We start from the raw sequence: 18,594 nt of genomic DNA, 5'->3' as shown, positions 1-18,594 counted from the left end.
GCCTTACAGATCGTCGTCTTCGTCGATCCGGCGTCCGCTGCGGCCGAGTTCGGAACGCCTGAGCGCATAGGCGTCGATACGCCCGATGCCGGGGATGTAGCGGATGGCCGCCCGTTTTTCGTCGCCACGGCGGGCCAGCATGTCACGGTCGGTCAGGATCTTGCTGATCTGCGCCGCCTTCAGGGTTTCGCCCGCCGCCTCGCGCAGACGGTGGGCGGGGATGTAAATGGCGTCGCGGTCGTACCAGGCGACGGCCTCGCGATTGTTGGCTTTACGGTCGAAGCTGTAATCACCCGCGTCGACCGCCTTGATGGTGACGTCCCAGCGTTCGGCGATCCAGGCCCGCAGCATGGAGATGACCTGATCGCCGGGAGTCAGGGCCTCGGCGTCCGAGGATTTCTGGAATCGCGTCCATGCCCAGCGCGCTGGTGTCTCTATGTCGATGAAGGATGGCAGCAGGCCAAATTCCTGCGCCAGTTGCCCGGCCACCAGCGGCAGGGCCAGACAGGTGGCGGCGCGGATGCGGGCGGAATCTGTGGTGTCACCGGCGAGGTTCCGGGCTTCGGCCAGGATGCGCTCGCGCAGCACATCGGGCGTCTGGTGCAGGCCGATGGCGATGATCTGTTCGACGAAGGCCGGTCCCGCATGGCCATGATGGTCGTCGATCCCTGCAATGGCCCGCAACGTGGAGGCCGGTACGGTGCGATCCACGTCGGTGACATCCACGTCGACTATGCGCACCGCCATGCCAGCGATCCAGGCACCGCCGTCGGCCCGGACCTTTTCCTCCAGGGAGCATTCGCTGGACAGCAGGGCGTAGGTGGACCATGCGTAGCGCTGCTTGAGCATGGCGCCCGCGGTCATGCGCGCCTTGCCCTGGCCGCCGGCAATGGCATAGATCAGCTTGGCGATGGTGCGGCCGTCCACATGGGCCAGTTCGTCCAGGGCGAGGACGGTGCCGCTGGCGGCCTGAGCGATGACTTCCACGGCATTCTCGGTCGAGCGCATGGATTGCAGCAGGCCGGCACCAATTCCGGTGGAGGTCCAGGCGGACACCGCCAGCTTCTGCGCCGTGGTCTTGCCGCTGGAAGACAGGCCGCTGAGATTGAGGCCGCAACTGTCTAGCCCGGCCAGCGATTGCACCACGCCTGAGAACCCGGCCAGGACGCCCAGCAGAAAATGCGGACAGCCCTGGACCGAGGCCGCTGCCGCCACTGCCGCCTTCCAGCCGTCGAGAGTACCGCGGACAGATTCGCAGCGGGCGTTGGCGGCCAGTTCCAGCGCCGAGGCATCGCCGATGGCCTGTCCCGCCGGGGTGACGAACACCGGATGATCGTGGCCTTCCAGCCGATGCCAGCCAGGACGGCTGACCACCAGGGTCTCTGCCTGAGGATTGACGGCCTTCAGCAGCATGACGGCGACCTGATCGCCGTCGGCGCAGGTGCGCAGACCGGCGGCATAAAGGGCGGAGCGGATTTCCTGCGCCCCTTGCTGGGCGATGGCCGAACGGGGAAAGTCCACCACTCGAGGATTTCCATGCATATCGCGGATGACCATCCGCAAACCGTAGGCGTCGTCCTGGTCGAGATAGCGCAGCCGGGAGGGAATGCCGAAGGGGCTGGCGACCGGCTGCCACACGGTTCGGCCATCCTTGCCGCTGCCCATGTTGCGGTGAACCATGATCTCGCCGGAACGGGACGAGCGGCACAGGCGCAGATCGACGCCCTCGGCTCGGGGCAACGGATAGGCGGTGGCCATCTGCCGCACTTCGTCGTCGAAGCTGACATCGTCGGCCTCGTGATCCGCCGCCGCCGCATCCAGCGTCTTCCGCAGGGCGGCCACCTGTCGCCGCGATGTGGGGATGTTGATGTTGGCTTGCTTCTTGATGGCGGCGAACAGCTTGTCCTGCTGGAATATCTCCATATTGCCGGTGGCGATCTGGGCATAGAGGCGGCCCAGGGCTATGGCGTCCCCATCCGACAAAGTTTCCACCTGCGCCATCATGCTCTCGAAGGTGGGCGGTGCCTCCTCGACAGCGGGATGCACATTATAATGTGCGGCGACCGCGCCCTTGCCGAGATCGTCGTTGAAGTCGTCGCCGTGCAGGGGCGACACGATGGTGGACGGGATGCCGGCCGCGTTGAGACGGTCGGCCAGGGCGGCGGCAGCCTGCATGCCAGCATCACCGGCATCGGCGAAGATGGTGACGCGCCGGATGCCCTCGGGCCACTGCCAGTCGCGCAGGTTGCCCGCCGACAGTGCCGCCCAGGTGGGGATGCCGAAGATGGCCCAGGCCGACAGCGCGGTCTCAATGCCCTCGCCGATGCCGAGATGTCCATCGGCGGGAATCGGCGACAGGCGGACGGAACCGCCGGCCACCGATCCCAGCATCTTCTTGCCCGGTGGCGCCTTGCCGCTGCCGCCGTCGAGCAGGAAGGTGCGGTGGATGCCGCCGACGGGGTTGCCGGCACCGTCACGGACGATGCCCACCAGGCCCGGCCAGCCGCGCCGCCCCTCGAAATCTGGAAGGTCATCGTGGAACAGCAGGTCGGGCGAGCGGGGATCGCCGATGCCGCGCCCCTTCAGGTAGATCTCGCCGATGGTACCGGCCAGCGGCACGCTGCCACCGATGATGCGGGCGATCTCCAGGTCGTGGGTCGGCTTCGCTGCCATGGGGCGGGTGACCGCCGGCATATCCAGCCGCGCCAGCCGGGCGGCTTCCTCGAACAGCTCGCGGTCGGCGAGACCGGTGGCGTGGTGGATCAGATCGATGGGGCCGGCGCTCTCGCCGGTAGCATGGTCGAAGCCCCAACCGGCGTGGTGGCCGGCAAGATGGATGATGCACGAGCCCTCCTTACGCGGCGACCGCCCCGCCAGATCGGCACAGCGCAGCGTCCGGCGATCCGGGGACAGGAGACCGTGCGGAAACAGGCCGGGCAGCCAGTCCGGTGCCGTGGCGGCGAGGCGACCCCGGATTTCGGGCAGATCAAAACGGGCAGGCGGTTGCCAGACGTCGTTGAGGTCGATCATGCGAGTATCACCAGCCCCCTTTCTGCACGAGTAATGGCGGTGTACAGCCAGCGGCGGCGGTCCTGCTCGCTTCGCCCCAGACCGTCGTCCCAGACGACAACGTTCTCCCATTGGGAGCCTTGCGCCTTGTGGCAGGTGATGGCCCAACCGAAGGTAGCCTCGGTCAGCTTCTTCTTGTCGCGCCAATCGCGGTCATGGCGATTCGGGTCGAGAGCGACATGGTCCTCGAAATGGCCCTTGTAGATCCTGAGCCGCCCTGGGCGACCGTTCCTGGCCGGCGGCCCGACATGAGTGCCATCTTCGTCGGTGACCACCGCCGAGAAATACTGACTGCCCTCGTCGGCGATATCGGCCAATGACAGGAACATGCCGTTGATCAGGCCGAGGTCGGACTGATTCTTGAGGCAGATGATCTTTTCGCTCGGGCCGGTGGGCAGGAATGTTCCCCCGAACCCAGCGGCGCGGCGAAGGGCATTGTTGAGCTGGAACCGGGTGGCGTTCTTGCCGCAGATGACCTGACCGCCGCGCAGGGCCTGATCGGGGGTGACGTCGGCCATGCGCATTTTCCAGGCATGATCGTCGTATTGGCCGAAGCCAATGGGGCGGCCTTCACGCGCCATGGTGGCGAGACGGATGATGGCGCTCTCGGCGGCCTGGCGGTGGATCTCGGTCAGCATGATGTCGGGGGCCTGTTGGGTGAAGGCGCCCTCGCCCTTGATTGGCGGCAACTGGCCGGGATCGCCCAGCACCAGGATGGGGCGACCGAAGCTCATCAGGTCGCGGGCCATCTCGTCTCCGACCATGGACACCTCGTCCAAGACGATCAGCTTGGCGCTGGCGGCGGGGCTGTCGGGATTGAGGGCGAAGCGCGGCTTCTTCATGTCACGCAACGTCTGGCGCATGGCCTCGATGGCGGCCTCGGCGGCGGTACGGTCGAAGCCGGTGAGATGGCGGGCGTCGATTTCCGCCTGGGCGATGCGCTTGCCCGCTTCCTCGATCTCCTCATCGGTGGCCTCGATGACGCTGTAGATCAGGCTATGGATGGTCCGCGCCGGAGTTCCCTTGCGGCGCAGCACCAGGGCGGCCTTGCCGGTGAAGGTGGCGGTGACCACACCGGGACGATCCTCGGCATGGGGGCTGAGGCCCAGATCGTCGAGGGCGAATTTCAGCACGGTGGACTTGCCGGTCCCGGCAAAGCCGAACAGCCGGAACACCTGCTGTTCGTCGGTGCGGGTCTGAAACCAGTCACGGATGGCGGCGATGGCCTGGGCTTGCGTGTCGGACGGGGTGATGTCGCCCATCATCGTCACCGGGCCTGGAAGCGTTTCTCGACCTCGGCCAACCGATTGGTCAGGGTGGAGGCCATGGCGATCAGGGCGGCGATGTCGGTGCGCAGTTGCTCGATCTCGGGATCGGTGCGGATGGGACCGTAGGCGGCTTCCCGGATCTGCTCGATCATCTTGCGCGGCAGCTTCAATTCCTCGGCGACACGCTGATCGGAATAGCCATCCAGGTACATGCCCTTGGCATCGTCGAACACCCCGTCCAGCTTGTGGCGGATGCGCATGCGCTCGTCGGGGGTGGCGGGGCGGACGGCAGGGGTGATGGCGGTCATCGGGGGCTCCTTATTGGCGGTTGGGATGGCGGGGATGGCGGGGATGGCGGGTTTCGCCGCGGTGGCGGATCGACAGGCTTTCGGTACGATGGGCATGGCCGGCTTGATTCTCGCGGGAGGAGCCGCCTTGCAGTCGGGGCAGATGGTGCGGCTGGCGCGGTTCTTGTCGCAGTCCCACCCTTTGGCCTTGGCCCGCCGCTCGACGTTGTCGGCGTGACGATTCGCGGTGAGGGTGAGATCGAGGGTGTCGCCGCACGCGGCGCACCAGATCCGGGCGATGGTGCGGGGGCCGCCGGTCTCGCGAATCTGGAGGATCTCGTAGCTCAAGGGGCGATGTTTCGTCGTCATCGTGCATCTCCCCAGCAGCGATCCTGCCACGAGCAGGATGAATGCCAGCCGCCGCTGGTCTTGCCGCCGCGGCAGACCACCGAGCTGCGTTCGGCGACCGCGCGGGGCAGCAGCTCCTGGGCGTCGCTGGCCTGCACCACCTGGACGGCGCGGTCGCTCATGATCTGGGCTAGGGCGGCGTCGAACGGCACCAGCTCGCAGTGGATTTCCCAGGTGTCGCGGTTGAGCGCGGTAAACAGCGCCGGGGCCGGCAGATCCATATAGGCCTGATAGAGGGCAAGCTGGGCGGCATAGACCGGCTTGGACAGCACCACGCCGCGCTTGACCACGTCCTTCCACGAGGAAACGCCGAGGGCCTTGTTTTCCCATAATGCTGGATAGGCCATGGTTACCGGGCCGCCGACCAGGCAGCCGTCGATATGGCCCTTGAAGCGTCCGCCCAGCGCCGAGAACCCGAACTGCCGCCCATCACGGCGCTCGGTGCGTAGATCGAACCCCGCAGCCCGCAGCCAAGCCGCCACCACGTCTTCACCGCGGTGTCCGGCTTCGAAGATGCGGAGCGTCTTGGGTTCGAAATCCCGCCCGTCGTCCTTGGGGATGGCGAGATAGTCGTACTGGATCTGGCGCGGGCATTCGCGCCCCAATCCAGAGGTGCTGACATACTGGCGGGCGGCCTGTGCCCGGTTGCGGGACACCAGGGCGGCATCGATGGCGGCGTTGATCGCCATGGTGATGCCGGGATCGCGAGCCGGCCTCTGGTATTGGCAGCCGGAGCCATGATTCAGGTCGAGCATGATCGGCTCCCTAAAATGGGATTTCGTCGTCGAACGGCAGGCCGGAGCGTTCCTTGACGCCCGCCTGCCGCTGCATGGACTCGACATAGCCGGTGACGGCCGCCTCGATCAGCCGGTCGATGTCGGCGGCGGAGCGGTTATAGAAATGCTCCATCAGGCCCAGGGCGGTCAGGGTCTCGGCGAAGGGACGCCGGGCATCCTTGATGGCCTGGGTTTCTCGGGCGGTCTTGTCGATCATGCCGTTGCTCCGTCGGGCGATCTCGGCGCCAGCCTGTTGGCAGGGGCGAGAGCAGAATCCGTAATGGGGAAAGTCGTCGTGGCGCAGGCGGTGGACGTAGCCGAAGCCCCTGGCCTCGCGGCCGCAGATGGAGCAGACCGCTACCCCAGCAAGAGCAGGGTCAGCTCCGGGTGCTGATCGGGCTCCGCCTTGATCCGCTGCGAGGCCAGCACGATGAAGCTGCCGATGGCGTTGGAGGCCATGGCCTCCAGCTCCCACATGGCCAGCGCCCTTATGGGCTGGTGCAGTTTTCCTCGGGCTTCGAGCCATTCGCCGATCGCCTTTGCCGCTTGGCGCGTCGTATGCGCCTGCCATTCATCATCGGTCATGGTGGGGCCGCCCGCCCGAGGACGAGCGGCATCTCCCTCAGCCATTGAGCCAAGCCGGGCCGTTGGCCGCCGGCTGCGGTGAGGCCTGCGGCGGGGCCGCCGCCGGGGGCTGCTGAGTCCACGACGCACCACCCGGCTGTTGCGCGCCAGCCGAGGATGAAGGCGCCGGAGCCGCATCGGCCGCCCAGGCGGGGGCGTTCTGCGCCACCGTGCCCGAAGCCGACTTCTGCGGCTTGGCATCAACCGGATCGGGTTCGACCTCTTCGCCCCGCATCACCGCGTCGAATTGCGGCTCTCCTGGCAGCACTACATTGGCCAGCTTGTTCCTGGCGCGGAATTTGGGATCGGAGGGAGGCTCAACCATGATGCGGGCGACGAAGACGATGCCGTCCAATTGTTTCAAGCCCTGGATCACCCGCTTGGCCTTGGCCGCCTCGCTCATATCCTTGGGGTTGAGGCCCAGCGCGCTGTCGACCATGGCGCGGAATGATGCCTTCGAGATGTTCCAGCCCTTGCTCTGGCCCTTGTCGTCCAGCTTGCCGCCCGAGACGGTGAAGTTCTGCCAGAATTTGCGGCGCACGAACCGCCCCTCGACCACGGTGAATTCGCAATCGAGCATTTTGGCGTCGCTGTCCGCCGAGGCCTTGAGCAGGCCGGCATCCATGGGGGCCGAGCCGTTGGTGCCGCCGGGGCGGATGGTCATGCGGATCTTGGCGAAGGTGCCATCGGGGATCACTTCTCCCTGGGGCATCATCTGGGGTTGGGCATCGTTAAAATCGTAGGTCATGGGGAAATCTCCTCTCGGTCAGGCGGGGATACGGTTGATCTTGGCCAGCAAGGCGCCGAGATCGGGGGCCTCGGTCACCTCCAGGCGGCCGGAGCGGTCCTTGGCAGGCAGGCCGTAGGGATTGCCGGAGCGGCAAACGAGGCGGCGCTCGGTCGCCTTTTCGTCCAGCAGCCAGTTGCCCTCGGCATCCTGGGAGAACAGGTGCATGGAGATGACCTGATCGACGATGCCGGGCAGTTCGCGCCCCGCCTTCGATCCCTCCATCTGCGGCTGCCAACTGGTAGCGTTGAACTCGTCGGTGACCTTTTCCAGCACGCCGACGAAGATCACCGTCTTGCCGGGGGCATGCTGCAGGTGCTTCAGCGCCTGGATCACTTCGCGGCCCAGCAGGCCATAGGCGCCACGGATATCGGGCTTGCCGGTGCGATCCGAAAATGCCTCGGGTTGCTGCTTGGCGAAGGCCATGGCCTGGCGAGTGAGGTCGGTGATGGAATCGACGAAGATCACCGGCATGGTGGCGAGGAATTCCTCGACTCCCGATCCGGCATAGAGCGAGCGCACATGCTGGTGGTGCTGGGCGCTGTAGAAGGCGTTGGGATCGACCGCCGGATCGGGGCCGCCGATCAGCACCACCAGATCGCGGAAGTCGCCGAAGCTGCGCACCGGAATGCTGGCGCCGGGCCAGTCCTGCACCGACTTCATGCCGGCCTCCAGGTCGAGGCAGACGGTCTGGCCGGGCGGCAGGGTTTTCAGCAGCGAGGTCTTGCCACAACCAGGCGGGCCGAAGATGGCCACCGAGGTTTTATTGCCGGCGGACGAAAGGCGTTCATCGGCAGTGATGATGCGAATGGCCATGGGGAGATTCTCCAATTCAGAGCGGGGACGACGGGGCTTTGACCGGGCGCCGAAGGGATACCTGCCCGCCCTTGCGGTACGGGCTGCCCCGTCGTTGTCTCAGGGGGCGATGGGTTTCAGCACGAAGCTGGGCTTGCCGGTCTTCACCGTGCGGGCGGCCTGGAAGGCAGTTCGGATGTGGGCTGGCCAGGCGGCGTATTTTCGCTCCGGCACCTTGAAGGCGAGATCGACGTATTCGGCCGGATCGTCACCGGCGGCGCGGATGCGTTCGACGGTGGCCGCCAGTTGCTCCTGATCCCAGTCCACCTTCTTGGGCAGATCAACCGCCACGGTGACGGCGCCATCATCGAAACGCACCGTGCCGGTGTCCTTGCCCTCGCGGCTCCGCAACTCGGCGGCGATGGTGCCGTATTTCCTGTCCAGCGCTCCATCGAGCCGGTCCTTGACGGCCTTGGCCCGACGCAGGGACTCGTCGACCTCCTCCTGGAGCATGGCCAGCATCTCGGCCGGCAGGGTGGCGACATCACCGACCGGCATGCCGAACAGATCGCCGAGGCTGGGGCGGTTGGGGATGGTCATTGAGCGATCCTCCGGCAACCGGCACCGTCAGTGTTGTGCTTTTGTTCGGCAAGGTAATCGCGCAGGCGGACCGCCATGGCGAAGGTCAGTCGGCGGCGGCCCTGCTCGATATGGCGCAGCAGGTTGGGATCGTTGACCGCCTTCTTGCAGAACATGGTCGGCGCGGTCCCCGTTTCCGCCAGCCAGTCATCGACCTCTCGCTGGACATCGGCGATGAAGGTGCTGACGTGGTCGGCGATATCGGCTTTGCAGGTGTCCATTCGGTCCCCCTCTGTTTCGATTGAGGGAAATCTATCAAGCTTGACACAGTTAGGACGAATCCTATTTTATGGTCCCGCACAAACCCGAGGAGACTCCATGACCACGACCCTGGCCGACCGCATGCGTGCGCGGATGAAGGAACTGGAGTTACGGCCCCTGCATGTGGCCGAGGCCGCCGGCGTCGGCCGCTCTTTCGTCTACGACATCCTGCGCGGTCGTTCCGCCGACCCTTCCAGCGAGAAGCTCACCCGCGTCGCCGCCGTTCTCCAGATGCCGATCGAGGCCCTGCTCTATGACGAGGACGGTAAACAGGCTCCAGCCGTCACCACCCCGTCCAGGCGCGATTACGTCGCTGTACCGTTCGTCGACGTCGAGGCCGACATGGGAGGCGGGGCCGTGGCGGAAAGCGAGGAAGAAGGCGCTCCCTGGCACTTTCCGAAGTCCTGGCTGCGTGGCGTCCTGCGTCTCAGGCCGGCAGGGTTGAGGCTCATCCGTGTGCGCGGCGACAGCATGGAGCCGACCCTGCTTGGCGGTGACGTGGTGATGCTCGACACCACCCAGACCATCCCCAACCCCACCGGCATCTTCGTTCTGCACGACGGGTTCGGGCTGGTCGCCAAGCGGCTGGAGCGCCTTGCCGGAGGCGAAATCCCCTCTGTCCGCATCATCTCCGACAACAGCCGCTATTCCCCCTACGACCGCAGCGGCGAGGAGATCCGCATCATCGGCCGTATCGTCTGGTTTGCGCGGAATCTGTCCTGAAATTCGGATTAGACCTAATACGTGCGACTGCGCCATAAGAGAACAATCAGAAAACGTTCTCTTGTGGGTGCGCCCATGTCCATTGCCCTTCATCCCGACCACATGACCGCCGCCGAGCGCCTCGACGAAATCGCCGAGATTCTGGCGACCGGGGCCATGCGCCTGATGGCGCGGAAGTCCAGCCGTTTATCTGCTGACAGCGGAGACAGTTCCGTCGACTTCACCGCCAGCCGGAGCGTGTATGGCGTGGAGAACAAACGAAGGAACTCCCGCCCATGACGACCGCGATCCTCACCCAGGTGGCCGAATTGCCGACCTTGCCGACGCCCAAATTGAAGGCCATGTGGCGGGAGCTGACCGGCACCGAGCCGCCGCCCTACAACCGCACCTTCCTGGTCAAACGACTGGCTTACCGAATCCAGGAACTGGCCTTCGGCGGATTATCGATGCAGGCCGAACGCCGCCTCGACGATCTGGTCGATGAGCTGGACGGCAAGAAGAAGCCGAAGCCCAAGGACATGACCGCCCCCATCGTCGGCACCAAGCTGATACGGGAATGGCAGGGCGTGCTGCAGGAAGTGACCGCCCTGGCCGACGGCTTCGAATGGCAGGGCCGCCGCTACCAGAGCCTGTCGGCGGTGGCGCGCGCCATCACCGGCACCCGCTGGAATGGGCCGCTGTTCTTCGGGTTGCGCAAGCATGGCAAGCTGGAGGCCGCCCGATGACCCCGCCCAAACCCATCCGCAAGGTCCGCTGCGCCATCTATACCCGCAAGTCCTCGGAAGAGGGCCTTGAGATGGAATTCAACAGCCTCGACGCCCAGCGGGAATCCTGCGAGGCCTACATCGCCAGCCAGAAGGCCGAGGGCTGGGTGCCGGTGCCCGACCATTACGATGACGGCGGTTTCTCCGGCGGCAACCTGGAACGCCCTGCGCTGAAGCGCCTGCTGGCCGACATCGAGTCCGGCCTGATCGATGTGGTGGTGGTCTACAAGATCGACCGCTTGAGCCGCTCGTTGATGGATTTCTCCAAGCTGGTCGAGGTGTTCGACCGCAACGCCGTCACCTTCGTCTCGGTGACGCAGTCGTTCAACACCACCACCTCCATGGGGCGGCTCACGCTCAACATCCTGCTCAGCTTCGCCCAGTTCGAGCGGGAAGTGATCGGCGAACGCATCCGCGACAAATTCGCCGCCTCGCGCCGCAAGGGCATGTGGATGGGCGGGGTGCCGCCGCTCGGCTACGATGTGGTCGCCCGCAAGCTGGTGGTCAACCAGCCCGAGGCAGATCTGGTCCGCCACATCTTCGACCGCTTCCTCAAACTCGGCTCCGCCACCCTGCTGGTGAAGGAGTTGAACGCCGCAGGCCACCATACCAAGTCCTGGACCACCCAGGACGGCAAGACCCGCGATGGCATGCCTATCACCAAGAACTTCCTCTACAAGCTGCTCGACAACCGGGTCTATCTCGGCGAGGCGGTCCACAAGGGCGAAGCCCATGCTGGCGAGCATCCCGCCATCATCGACCGCGCCACCTGGGACAAGGTGGTGGCGGTGAAGACCGACAATGCGCCTCGGAAGCGGGCCAACGCGGTGCGATCCTCGACCCCGGCGCCGCTGAAGGGGCTGATCCACTGCGCCCATTGCGGTCGGGCCATGACGCCGAGCTCGACCCGCAAGAAGGGGCGGCTGTACCGCTACTATACCTGCATGAAGGCGATCCATTCCGGCCACGAGTCCTGCCCGGTACGCAGCATCGCCGCCGGTGAGATCGAGGCGGCCGTCATCGGACAAGTCCGGGCATTGTTGCGCGCCCCCGAGATCCGGGCGCGGGCCGAACGGATGGCCCCGTCCATGGCGCCCGCCGATCTGCATGTGGCACTCGACCGCTTCGAGGTACTCTGGGACGAGTTGTTCCCGGCCGAACAGGCCCGTATCCTCCAGCTTCTGGTCGAGAAAGTGGCCATCGCCCCAGACGGCGCCGAGGTCCGCCTCCGCGCCGAGGGACTGGCCAGCGTCATCGCCGACATCACCGCCCAGACCGGCGACAGGAGCGCGGCATGACCGCCGGCATCCGGATCGACACCCTGACCATCCGCGTGCCGCTGACCCTGCGGCGATATGGTGGCCGCAAACTGGTGATCGTGCCGGAGGGCGAAGGCGTTCCGGTACGCGCCAAACCCACCCCCGACGACACGCTGCTGAAGGCGTTGGCCCGCGCCCATCGCTGGAAACGCATGCTGGAATCCGGGCAGGTGGCATCCCTGAACGAATTGTCTGAAGCCGAGAAGATCAGTCCATCCTACATGACCCGAATCTACCGCCTGACCTTGCTGGCCCCCGACATCGTCGAAACCATCCTCGACGGCCGCCAGCCGCGCACCCTTCAACTGGCCGATCTGATGGACGACATGCCGGTGGAATGGCACCGGCAGCGGGAAAGATTCGGGATGGCGGCGCGGTGACCGGGCGTATGAATCCCGGCGGGACCATGCATATTGACAAAAGAACGAAATAGAAACACCCTGCGGTGGTCGCCCTTGCCGCAGGAATACCGCCATGGCCCTCGAAACCTTGTTCATCTGCCAGCCGTACATCCTCGGCAAAAGGGGTGGACTGAAACCTCAGCCCCCCATTTCCTACAAGACCGAACCACAGGCCCTGCAACGCGCCAGCCGCATGATGGAGGGTGGCAGCGTTGCCGGCGTGGATGTCGTCCGGCAGACCGCCGATCCTGAAATGGGCGATTATGACGAGCCTGAGTTTCTGCAGCGTCTGGGGTCCGTGCCGAAGGCCGAAAACTGAATTGTGATTGGCCATCCTGCCTTTGCCGGCTGGGTGGTCGTTGTATGCAATTGTTCACGGACGAGCGGACGGATGCAGTGTAGACATCAGGCGTCGTCGAGAATAGCAGACCTTGGGAGGGGCAAATGCGGGCGCAAGACTTCGGGCTTGATCGGTGGATATGGGAGCCGTCGCTGGACGATCTCCTCGACGATCCAACCATGCATGCCTTTCTGCTGCGGGATCGCCTTTCCGTCGATCATGTGCGGACCCTCGTCAGGGAAGTCAGGCAGCGTCTCGCCCGCGCGGCGTAACGGCGATGATCTGCCGGTAGAATGGGACCGGCGGTGATGAGAGTGGTAAGAGCACGGCGCTTGATTCTCCGCGCCCCACAACCGCACCTCATTGCCTCGTCTACCGCTGTTTCAACAGGCCGATTTCAATGGCGCCGGCGATCACGACATTGGCCATAGGCTCTCGCACTTCCTCCGGAAGGGTGATCGCCGTCTGCCATTCGCCATTGGGCGCACGGTAGCGCGGCAAGGCAATTTCCGTCTTGTCGCCATCGGCTCTTACCTGAACCCCGTGGATGACGAGGGCCACGCCATCTATGACGGTCTCCACATCAGCCAGGGCGAGAAGCTTGCCGGCATTCTTGATCGGGGTGATGCGCTGCACGGTAATGGTGGCGATGGTGGTATCCATGAGTGGAACAGTAGCAGAGCCGATCCAGGCACGGCACGGGAGATTGGCGCGCAAGTCCCCTTGGGCCCGTGCGACACCGCGGGGCGCCAAGACGGCTGTTGACCGCCGATTCCACTCCCAGACTCTTTCCGGCGCCAGCAAAAACTGCGAAAAGGTCAACAGCTTTTGGCGCCGCAACTCTTTGAATTACTTGCAACTTTAAAACCCGTACCGTTTGGTGACGGTCAACAGCTTCCAGAGAAACAGGGCGGGAGAGAAGAGAAAATTGGTTAAGAATGCGCAGCCACAAGACCAGAAGGTCAACAGCTACTGGCCTAAAACGGCGCAGAGCCTTGGGCTTTCGCCCAAGGCTCTATGCGTCAGAGAATCTATTCTTTGGAAGTAGTGGCGGAGGGGGTGGGATTCGAACCCACGATGAGCTTGCACCCATACCGGTTTTCGAGACCGGCGCATTCGACCACTCTGCCACCCCTCCACAGGGTCGCTGATCCCCTGGTCGGTGGGGAGGCGCGGAAAATAGCGTAAAGCCTTCCGCTCCGCAACCCGCTTTACGCGGGCGCGGAAACTAAAGTCGGAGAGCCCGGCGAAGCCTACTTCGCCGAGATCACCATGACCATCTGACGGCCTTCCATTTTGGGAACCTGCTCGACCTTGCCCAGATCTTCCAGGTCGTCGCGCACCTTCTCCAGCACCTTCATACCCAGGTCCTGGTGCGCCAGTTCGCGGCCGCGGAAGCGCAGAGTGACCTTCACCTTGTCGCCTTCCTCGAGGAACTTGCGCATGCTGCGCATCTTGACGCCGTAGTCGTGGTCATCGATGTTCGGGCGGAGCTTGATCTCCTTGACCTCGATCACCTTCTGCTTCTTGCGGGCGGCATTCTTTTTCTTCTGGTCTTCGTACTTGAACTTTCCGAAGTCCAGTATCTTACAGACGGGCGGATCGGCGTTGGGGGAGACCTCGACCAGGTCGAGCCCGGCTTCCTCGGCCATCACCAGACCCTCGCGCAGGGTCACGACTCCGATCATTTCTCCGTCGGCGCCCACCAAACGGATGGAACGCACATCGATCTCGCGGTTGACGCGCGGCCCATCGTTCTTGGGCGGCGTCTGCATCGGGGGCCTAGCTATAGAACAATCTCCATCGTTTCGAGTACACCTAGTGCCCGGGCGCGTTCAATGCGGGGCCGGGCCGTCGGTTCCATGGGCGCCCACCGTCACGCGGGCGGGGTCGCCTCTGCGGCAAGTGTAGCGACTGCTTGATCCAGCGCAACAATTTCTTGGTTTTGGCTGCCTAAGCGGCGGATAGCGACCTGGCGACTTTCTGCCTCGCGCTTACCCACCACCAGCATCACCGGCACCTTGGCCACCGAGTGTTCGCGGACCTTGTAGTTGATCTTTTCGTTGCGCAAGTCCAACTCGACCCGGATCCCGGCGGCCTTAAGTGTAGCCGCCACCTCGGTCGCGAAGACGTCTGCCTCGGACACGATGGTGGCGACCACCACCTGGACGGGGGCCAGCCACACCGGGAAGCGCCCGGCGAAATTCTCGATCAGGATGCCGAGGAAGCGCTCGAACGAACCCAGGATGGCCCGGTGCAGCATCACGGGGCGCTTCTTGGCGCCGTCCTCGGCCACATAGGCCGCGTCCAGGCGTTCGGGCAGGACGAAGTCCACCTGCAGCGTGCCGCATTGCCAGTCACGGCCGATGGCGTCTCTGAGCACGAATTCCAGCTTGGGACCATAGAAGGCGCCCTCGCCCGGATTGAGCACGGTCTCGAGACCGGCGGCCTTGGAGGCCTCCAGCAGCGCGGATTCCGCCTTGTCCCAGGTCTCGTCCGAGCCCGCCCGCTTGGCCGGACGGTCCGAGAACTTGACCCGGACATCGGTGAAGCCGAAATCGGTGTAGACCTCCTTCAGCAACTGGCAGAAAGCGATGGTTTCCGAGGTGATCTGGTCCTCGGTGCAGAAGATATGGGCGTCGTCCTGGGTGAAGGCCCTGACCCGCATGATGCCGTGCAGCGCGCCCGAGGGCTCGTAGCGGTGACACGAGCCGAACTCGGCCATGCGCAGCGGCAGATCGCGATAGCTCTTGATGCCCTGGCGGAAGATTTGCACATGGCAGGGGCAGTTCATGGGCTTGACCGCCAGATGGCGCTCGTCCTGGGTCCTGATGGTGAACATGGACTCGGAGAACTTGTCGGCGTGGCCCGACGCCTCCCACAAGGAGAAGTCCACCAGTTGCGGCGTCTTCACTTCCTGGTAGTCGTTGGCCTCGAGACGGCGGCGCATATAGGACTCGACGGCCCGATAGAGCGTCCAGCCCTTCTTGTGCCAGAACACCGAACCGGCGGCCTCTTCCTGCTGATGGAACAGTTCCATCTCGCGGCCCAGGCGGCGGTGGTCGCGCTTTTCCGCCTCTTCCAGCATGTGGAGATAGGCGTCCAGCTCCTTCTTATCGAACCAGGCGGTGCCGTAGATGCGCTGAAGCATCTCGTTCCTGGAATCGCCGCGCCAATAGGCCCCGGCCAGCTTCATCAGCTTGAAGGCCTTGCCCAGCTTGGCGGTGCTGGGCAGATGGGGGCCACGGCACAGATCGATGAAATTGCCCTGGCGGTAAAGGCCGATCTTCTGGTCGGCGGGAATGGAGGCGATGATCTCCGCCTTGTACGTCTCTCCCGCATCCAGAAAGAACTGCACCGCCGTGTCGCGGTCCCATTCCTCGCGCGTGATGGCCTCGTCGCGATCGACGATCTCGGCCATGCGCTTTTCGATCTTCTCCAGATCGTCGGGCGTGAAGGGGGTGGGACGGGCGAAGTCGTAGTAGAAGCCGTTCTCGATGGAGGGGCCGATGGTCACCTGGGTCTCGGGATACAGCTCCTTGACCGCCTCGGCCATGACGTGGGCGGCGTCGTGGCGCAGCAGTTCCAGCGCGTCGGCCCCGCTTTTGGCGGTGATGATGGACAGATTCACGTCGCGCGTGATCAGCGTGGCAAGATCCTTCATCTCGCCATCGATGGTGATGGCCAGCGCCGCCTTGGCCAGACCGGGGCCGATATCCTTGGCCACGTCCAGACCCGTCACCGGATGATCAAATTGGCGGACCTTGCCGTCGGGCAGGGTGATGGCGACCATGACGCTCTCTTTCACGCTTTGGGAACAAATCAGGGGGAGGACTCTACGGCCAAATGGCCCCAAGTCAAGCCGTGGGCAACATCCCATCCAGGGCCACCTCGACCTCGGTCTCGCCCAATTCGGCGAGCGACGGACGGCGCAACACCGTGACATTGCCGCGCGGCGCGCAAAGGGCCGGGTCGGAATCATGGGAGAACAGCACCACCGATGGGCATCCGCCCGCGACGATCAGATGCATGGGGCCGGTATCGTTGCCCAAGGCCGCCTCGGCGCGGCGCGCCAGGGCGATGATATCGGGGAAGCTGGTCTGCTCCGCCAGATCCACCGCCTGCGGGCAGGTGGCGCGGATGGAATCGATCTCGGACCGCTCCTTGTTGGTCCCCAGCAGGACCGGGGTAAAGCCGTGTCCCACCAGCCACAGAGCCAACCGCGCGAAACGTTCCACCGGCCAGCGCTTTGCCGGACGGTGTGGCGCGCCACCAGGCACCAGCAGCACGAAACGGCCAGGAATGTCGAAACGGCCCGGCACGGCCTCGGCCCAGGCCAGATCGGGCGGCGGCACCTTTGGGATACCGGCCATGGCCAGCTGCTCGCGCTGGCGCTCGATGGTGTGCATGAAATCCCGCCGCGCATTGGCATGGAGATGCGAGCAGCCCTTGGCGATGCCCGACCATTCCACCCCTTTGCCCATCAGGCGGAAATACCAGGACGAGCGGTCCGATGTCTGAAGATCATAGACCCGCTCGAAACGCCCCCCCCGCAGACGGGCGGCCAGGGCCGCCACCTTGTCCAGACGCCACAAGGGCGGCTTTTCGTCCAGCCATACCTCGTCGAACCAGGGGCAGGCCTCGGCCAGTTCGGCGAAGGGCCGGGTGGTGAGCAAGGTGATGTGGGCCGAGGCGTGATGAGCCCGGATGGCGGCGAAGGGGCCCATGGCCTGGACGAAATCGCCCAAGGCGCCGAGCTTGATGACCAGAATGCGGGAGAGACTCACCATGTCACCCCGAGCGCAAGCGAGGGATCTCCGCCTGAACCGACGTCATGACACCGGGAAGGCTCTGCCAGGATGAGATCCTTCGGTCGCAGGCTCCCTCGGGATGACAGGCAAGACCTCGCCATCCCGCCCTCTCATTCATCCGAAGCAGGTTGGGAGATTCCCAGCACCTCGCGATAGACGCCGAGAGTGCTGGCGCACATGCTCTCCTTGGAGAACCGGGAACGCACGAAATCCATGGCGTCATGGGCCATCAGGTCGCGCTCCTCGGGCGAAAGCGCCAGGAAGCGGTCCAGGGCCTGGGCCAGCGCCGCCGGATCGCCGGGCGCGGTCAGCCAGCCGGTGCGGCCGGGCAGCACCGTCTCGTCCGTGGCGCCGTGGGCGGTGGCGATCACCGGACGGCCCATGGCCTGGCCCTCGACGGCGATGCGGCCGAAGGCCTCCGGGTCGGTGGAGGCCGAAACCACCACATCGGTCAGCATATAGGCGGCGGGCATGTCGTTGCACTCGTCCACCAGATGAACCACATCGGTGAGGTCGCGCCGCTTGATCAGTTCCACCAGCTCTTCGCGATAGCCGGTCCGCCCTTGGTCCGAACCCACCAGCAGGCAGCGCACGTCGTGGCGGCCCAGCAGGGCCAGAGCCTCGATCAACACGGCTTGGCCCTTCCAGCGGGTCAGACGGCCGGGCAGCATGATGACCTGATAACCGTCGGGCAGGCGCCATTTCTGGGCCAACTGGATGATGCGTTCGGGGCTGACCCTGGTGGGGTCGAAGCGCGTCATATCGATGCCGCGATGCACCACCCGGACCCGGTCAGCATCCAATCCGTAAATGCGCCGCGCATGTTCGGCGATGAAATCGGAGATGGCGATCACCTTCTCGCCCCGTGTCATCACGGCGTTATACTTCTGCTTCAAGCCGAACCAGCCGAGATTATAGGTCCCGTGGAAGGTGGTGAGGTAATGGGCCCCGGTGGCCTGGGCGGCGATCCAGGCGCTCCAGGCCGGGGCGCGCGACCGGGCATGGACGATATCCACCCCGTGGGCGGTGATGATATCGGCCAGTTTCAGGGCATTGGCGCGGATGGTCAGCGGATTTTTGGAGGCCAGGGGCAAGGTGATGTGCTCGGCCCCGGCGCGGGTCAGTTCACGCACCATGGGACCGCCCTCGGAGACGACCAGAGCCTTCCATCCGGCTTCGGCCAGGGCGACGGCCATGTCGACCGTACCGCGCTCGACGCCGCCGGTGACCAGGGCAGGCAGCACCTGCAAGACGACCGGTTGACGAATGGCCGCCGAAGGCGCTTCGATGGGGGCAACGTGATCCATGGGTTTCCGAACAGC

22 protein-coding genes and 1 tRNA gene are annotated in these 18,594 nt (G+C 64.9%); 6 read left to right on the top strand and 17 right to left on the bottom strand.

Features of this window, described 5'->3' with window-relative positions:
- Nucleotides 1-3: 3 nt before the first annotated feature.
- From CCC_RS22250 to CCC_RS18730, 10 genes are all read right to left on the bottom strand, one after another.
- Nucleotides 4-3,030, bottom strand: a complete 3,027-nt coding sequence (locus CCC_RS22250) for a DUF927 domain-containing protein (protein ID WP_009870820.1) — start codon at nt 3,028-3,030, stop codon at nt 4-6.
- A complete protein-coding gene (locus CCC_RS18775; protein WP_236686412.1) occupies nt 3,027-4,334 on the bottom strand; it encodes an ATP-dependent DNA helicase in 1,308 nt (435 codons plus the stop codon). The genes CCC_RS22250 and CCC_RS18775 overlap by 4 nt, the downstream gene beginning before the upstream one ends.
- Nucleotides 4,335-4,336: 2 nt before the next feature.
- On the bottom strand, nt 4,337-4,993 hold the full coding sequence (locus tag CCC_RS22245; protein WP_152619801.1) for a hypothetical protein: 657 nt from the start codon (nt 4,991-4,993) through the stop codon (nt 4,337-4,339).
- Nucleotides 4,990-5,787, bottom strand: coding sequence for a hypothetical protein (locus tag CCC_RS18760; RefSeq protein ID WP_009870823.1), 798 nt, complete (start codon nt 5,785-5,787; stop codon nt 4,990-4,992). The genes CCC_RS22245 and CCC_RS18760 overlap by 4 nt, the downstream gene beginning before the upstream one ends.
- A 10-nt stretch (nt 5,788-5,797) precedes the next feature.
- Complete coding sequence (locus tag CCC_RS22850) at nt 5,798-6,025, bottom strand: DUF6511 domain-containing protein (RefSeq protein ID WP_009870824.1); 228 nt, start codon at nt 6,023-6,025, stop codon at nt 5,798-5,800.
- 140 nt (nt 6,026-6,165) lie between these two features.
- Nucleotides 6,166-6,393 carry a hypothetical protein gene (locus CCC_RS18750; protein WP_009870825.1) on the bottom strand — a complete coding sequence of 76 codons (228 nt, stop codon included), beginning with the start codon at nt 6,391-6,393 and terminating at the stop codon, nt 6,166-6,168.
- A 37-nt stretch (nt 6,394-6,430) separates the two neighbouring features.
- Nucleotides 6,431-7,180: a hypothetical protein gene (locus CCC_RS18745; protein ID WP_009870826.1), complete on the bottom strand. Its 750-nt coding sequence runs from the start codon at nt 7,178-7,180 to the stop codon at nt 6,431-6,433.
- Nucleotides 7,181-7,198: 18 nt separating this feature from the next.
- Nucleotides 7,199-8,035 (bottom strand): ATP-binding protein, encoded by an 837-nt coding sequence (locus CCC_RS18740; RefSeq protein WP_009870827.1) that lies wholly within the window; start codon nt 8,033-8,035, stop codon nt 7,199-7,201.
- 99 nt (nt 8,036-8,134) lie between these two features.
- Nucleotides 8,135-8,614, bottom strand: coding sequence for a hypothetical protein (locus CCC_RS18735; protein ID WP_009870828.1), 480 nt, complete (start codon nt 8,612-8,614; stop codon nt 8,135-8,137).
- Entirely contained in the window at nt 8,611-8,874 is a 264-nt protein-coding gene (locus tag CCC_RS18730; protein ID WP_009870829.1) for a hypothetical protein, read from the bottom strand. The genes CCC_RS18735 and CCC_RS18730 overlap by 4 nt, the downstream gene beginning before the upstream one ends.
- Nucleotides 8,875-8,971: 97 nt before the next feature.
- On the opposite strand from CCC_RS18730, the gene CCC_RS18725 reads away from it, so the two are divergent.
- The 6 genes from CCC_RS18725 (at nt 8,972) to CCC_RS18700 (ending at nt 12,440) form a co-directional block, all read left to right on the top strand.
- Nucleotides 8,972-9,637 carry an XRE family transcriptional regulator gene (locus tag CCC_RS18725; protein ID WP_009870830.1) on the top strand — a complete coding sequence of 222 codons (666 nt, stop codon included), beginning with the start codon at nt 8,972-8,974 and terminating at the stop codon, nt 9,635-9,637.
- 75 nt (nt 9,638-9,712) lie between these two features.
- The gene (locus tag CCC_RS18720; RefSeq protein WP_041042311.1) at nt 9,713-9,916 is read left to right on the top strand and encodes a hypothetical protein; all 204 of its coding nucleotides are present in this window, start codon (nt 9,713-9,715) and stop codon (nt 9,914-9,916) included.
- On the top strand, nt 9,913-10,362 hold the full coding sequence (locus CCC_RS18715) for a DUF2924 domain-containing protein (protein WP_009870831.1): 450 nt from the start codon (nt 9,913-9,915) through the stop codon (nt 10,360-10,362). The genes CCC_RS18720 and CCC_RS18715 overlap by 4 nt, the downstream gene beginning before the upstream one ends.
- Nucleotides 10,359-11,699, top strand: a complete 1,341-nt coding sequence (locus CCC_RS18710; RefSeq protein WP_009870832.1) for a recombinase family protein — start codon at nt 10,359-10,361, stop codon at nt 11,697-11,699. The genes CCC_RS18715 and CCC_RS18710 overlap by 4 nt, the downstream gene beginning before the upstream one ends.
- Nucleotides 11,696-12,100 carry a hypothetical protein gene (locus CCC_RS18705; protein WP_009870833.1) on the top strand — a complete coding sequence of 135 codons (405 nt, stop codon included), beginning with the start codon at nt 11,696-11,698 and terminating at the stop codon, nt 12,098-12,100. The genes CCC_RS18710 and CCC_RS18705 overlap by 4 nt, the downstream gene beginning before the upstream one ends.
- 94 nt (nt 12,101-12,194) lie before the next feature.
- Nucleotides 12,195-12,440 (top strand): hypothetical protein, encoded by a 246-nt coding sequence (locus tag CCC_RS18700; RefSeq protein ID WP_008615258.1) that lies wholly within the window; start codon nt 12,195-12,197, stop codon nt 12,438-12,440.
- An 86-nt stretch (nt 12,441-12,526) separates the two neighbouring features.
- Here CCC_RS18700 and CCC_RS22500 read toward each other — a convergent pair whose 3' ends face one another.
- From CCC_RS22500 to CCC_RS18670, 7 genes are all read right to left on the bottom strand, one after another.
- Nucleotides 12,527-12,682 (bottom strand): hypothetical protein, encoded by a 156-nt coding sequence (locus CCC_RS22500; RefSeq protein WP_160295546.1) that lies wholly within the window; start codon nt 12,680-12,682, stop codon nt 12,527-12,529.
- A 151-nt stretch (nt 12,683-12,833) separates the two neighbouring features.
- Nucleotides 12,834-13,124: an Uncharacterized protein, involved in the regulation of septum location gene (locus CCC_RS18695; RefSeq protein WP_009868642.1), complete on the bottom strand. Its 291-nt coding sequence runs from the start codon at nt 13,122-13,124 to the stop codon at nt 12,834-12,836.
- 385 nt (nt 13,125-13,509) lie between these two features.
- Nucleotides 13,510-13,599, bottom strand: a tRNA-Ser gene (locus CCC_RS18690).
- Nucleotides 13,600-13,714: 115 nt separating this feature from the next.
- Nucleotides 13,715-14,236, bottom strand: a complete 522-nt coding sequence (infC, locus tag CCC_RS18685) for a translation initiation factor IF-3 (protein ID WP_009870834.1) — start codon at nt 14,234-14,236, stop codon at nt 13,715-13,717.
- Between the two features lie 101 nt (nt 14,237-14,337).
- Nucleotides 14,338-16,254 (bottom strand): threonine--tRNA ligase, encoded by a 1,917-nt coding sequence (gene thrS / locus CCC_RS18680; RefSeq protein WP_041042308.1) that lies wholly within the window; start codon nt 16,252-16,254, stop codon nt 14,338-14,340.
- Nucleotides 16,255-16,318: 64 nt separating this feature from the next.
- Nucleotides 16,319-17,251: a glycosyltransferase family 9 protein gene (locus tag CCC_RS18675; protein ID WP_009870836.1), complete on the bottom strand. Its 933-nt coding sequence runs from the start codon at nt 17,249-17,251 to the stop codon at nt 16,319-16,321.
- A gap of 131 nt (nt 17,252-17,382) precedes the next feature.
- Complete coding sequence (locus CCC_RS18670) at nt 17,383-18,579, bottom strand: glycosyltransferase family 4 protein (protein WP_009870837.1); 1,197 nt, start codon at nt 18,577-18,579, stop codon at nt 17,383-17,385.
- Nucleotides 18,580-18,594: the final 15 nt, after the last annotated feature.

It is taken from the genome of Paramagnetospirillum magnetotacticum MS-1 (genome assembly GCF_000829825.1).
GTDB lineage: Bacteria > Pseudomonadota > Alphaproteobacteria > Rhodospirillales > Magnetospirillaceae > Phaeospirillum > Phaeospirillum magnetotacticum.
Note: the sequence above shows the minus strand (reverse complement) of the source record. Positions and strands in the feature narration are given on the sequence as shown.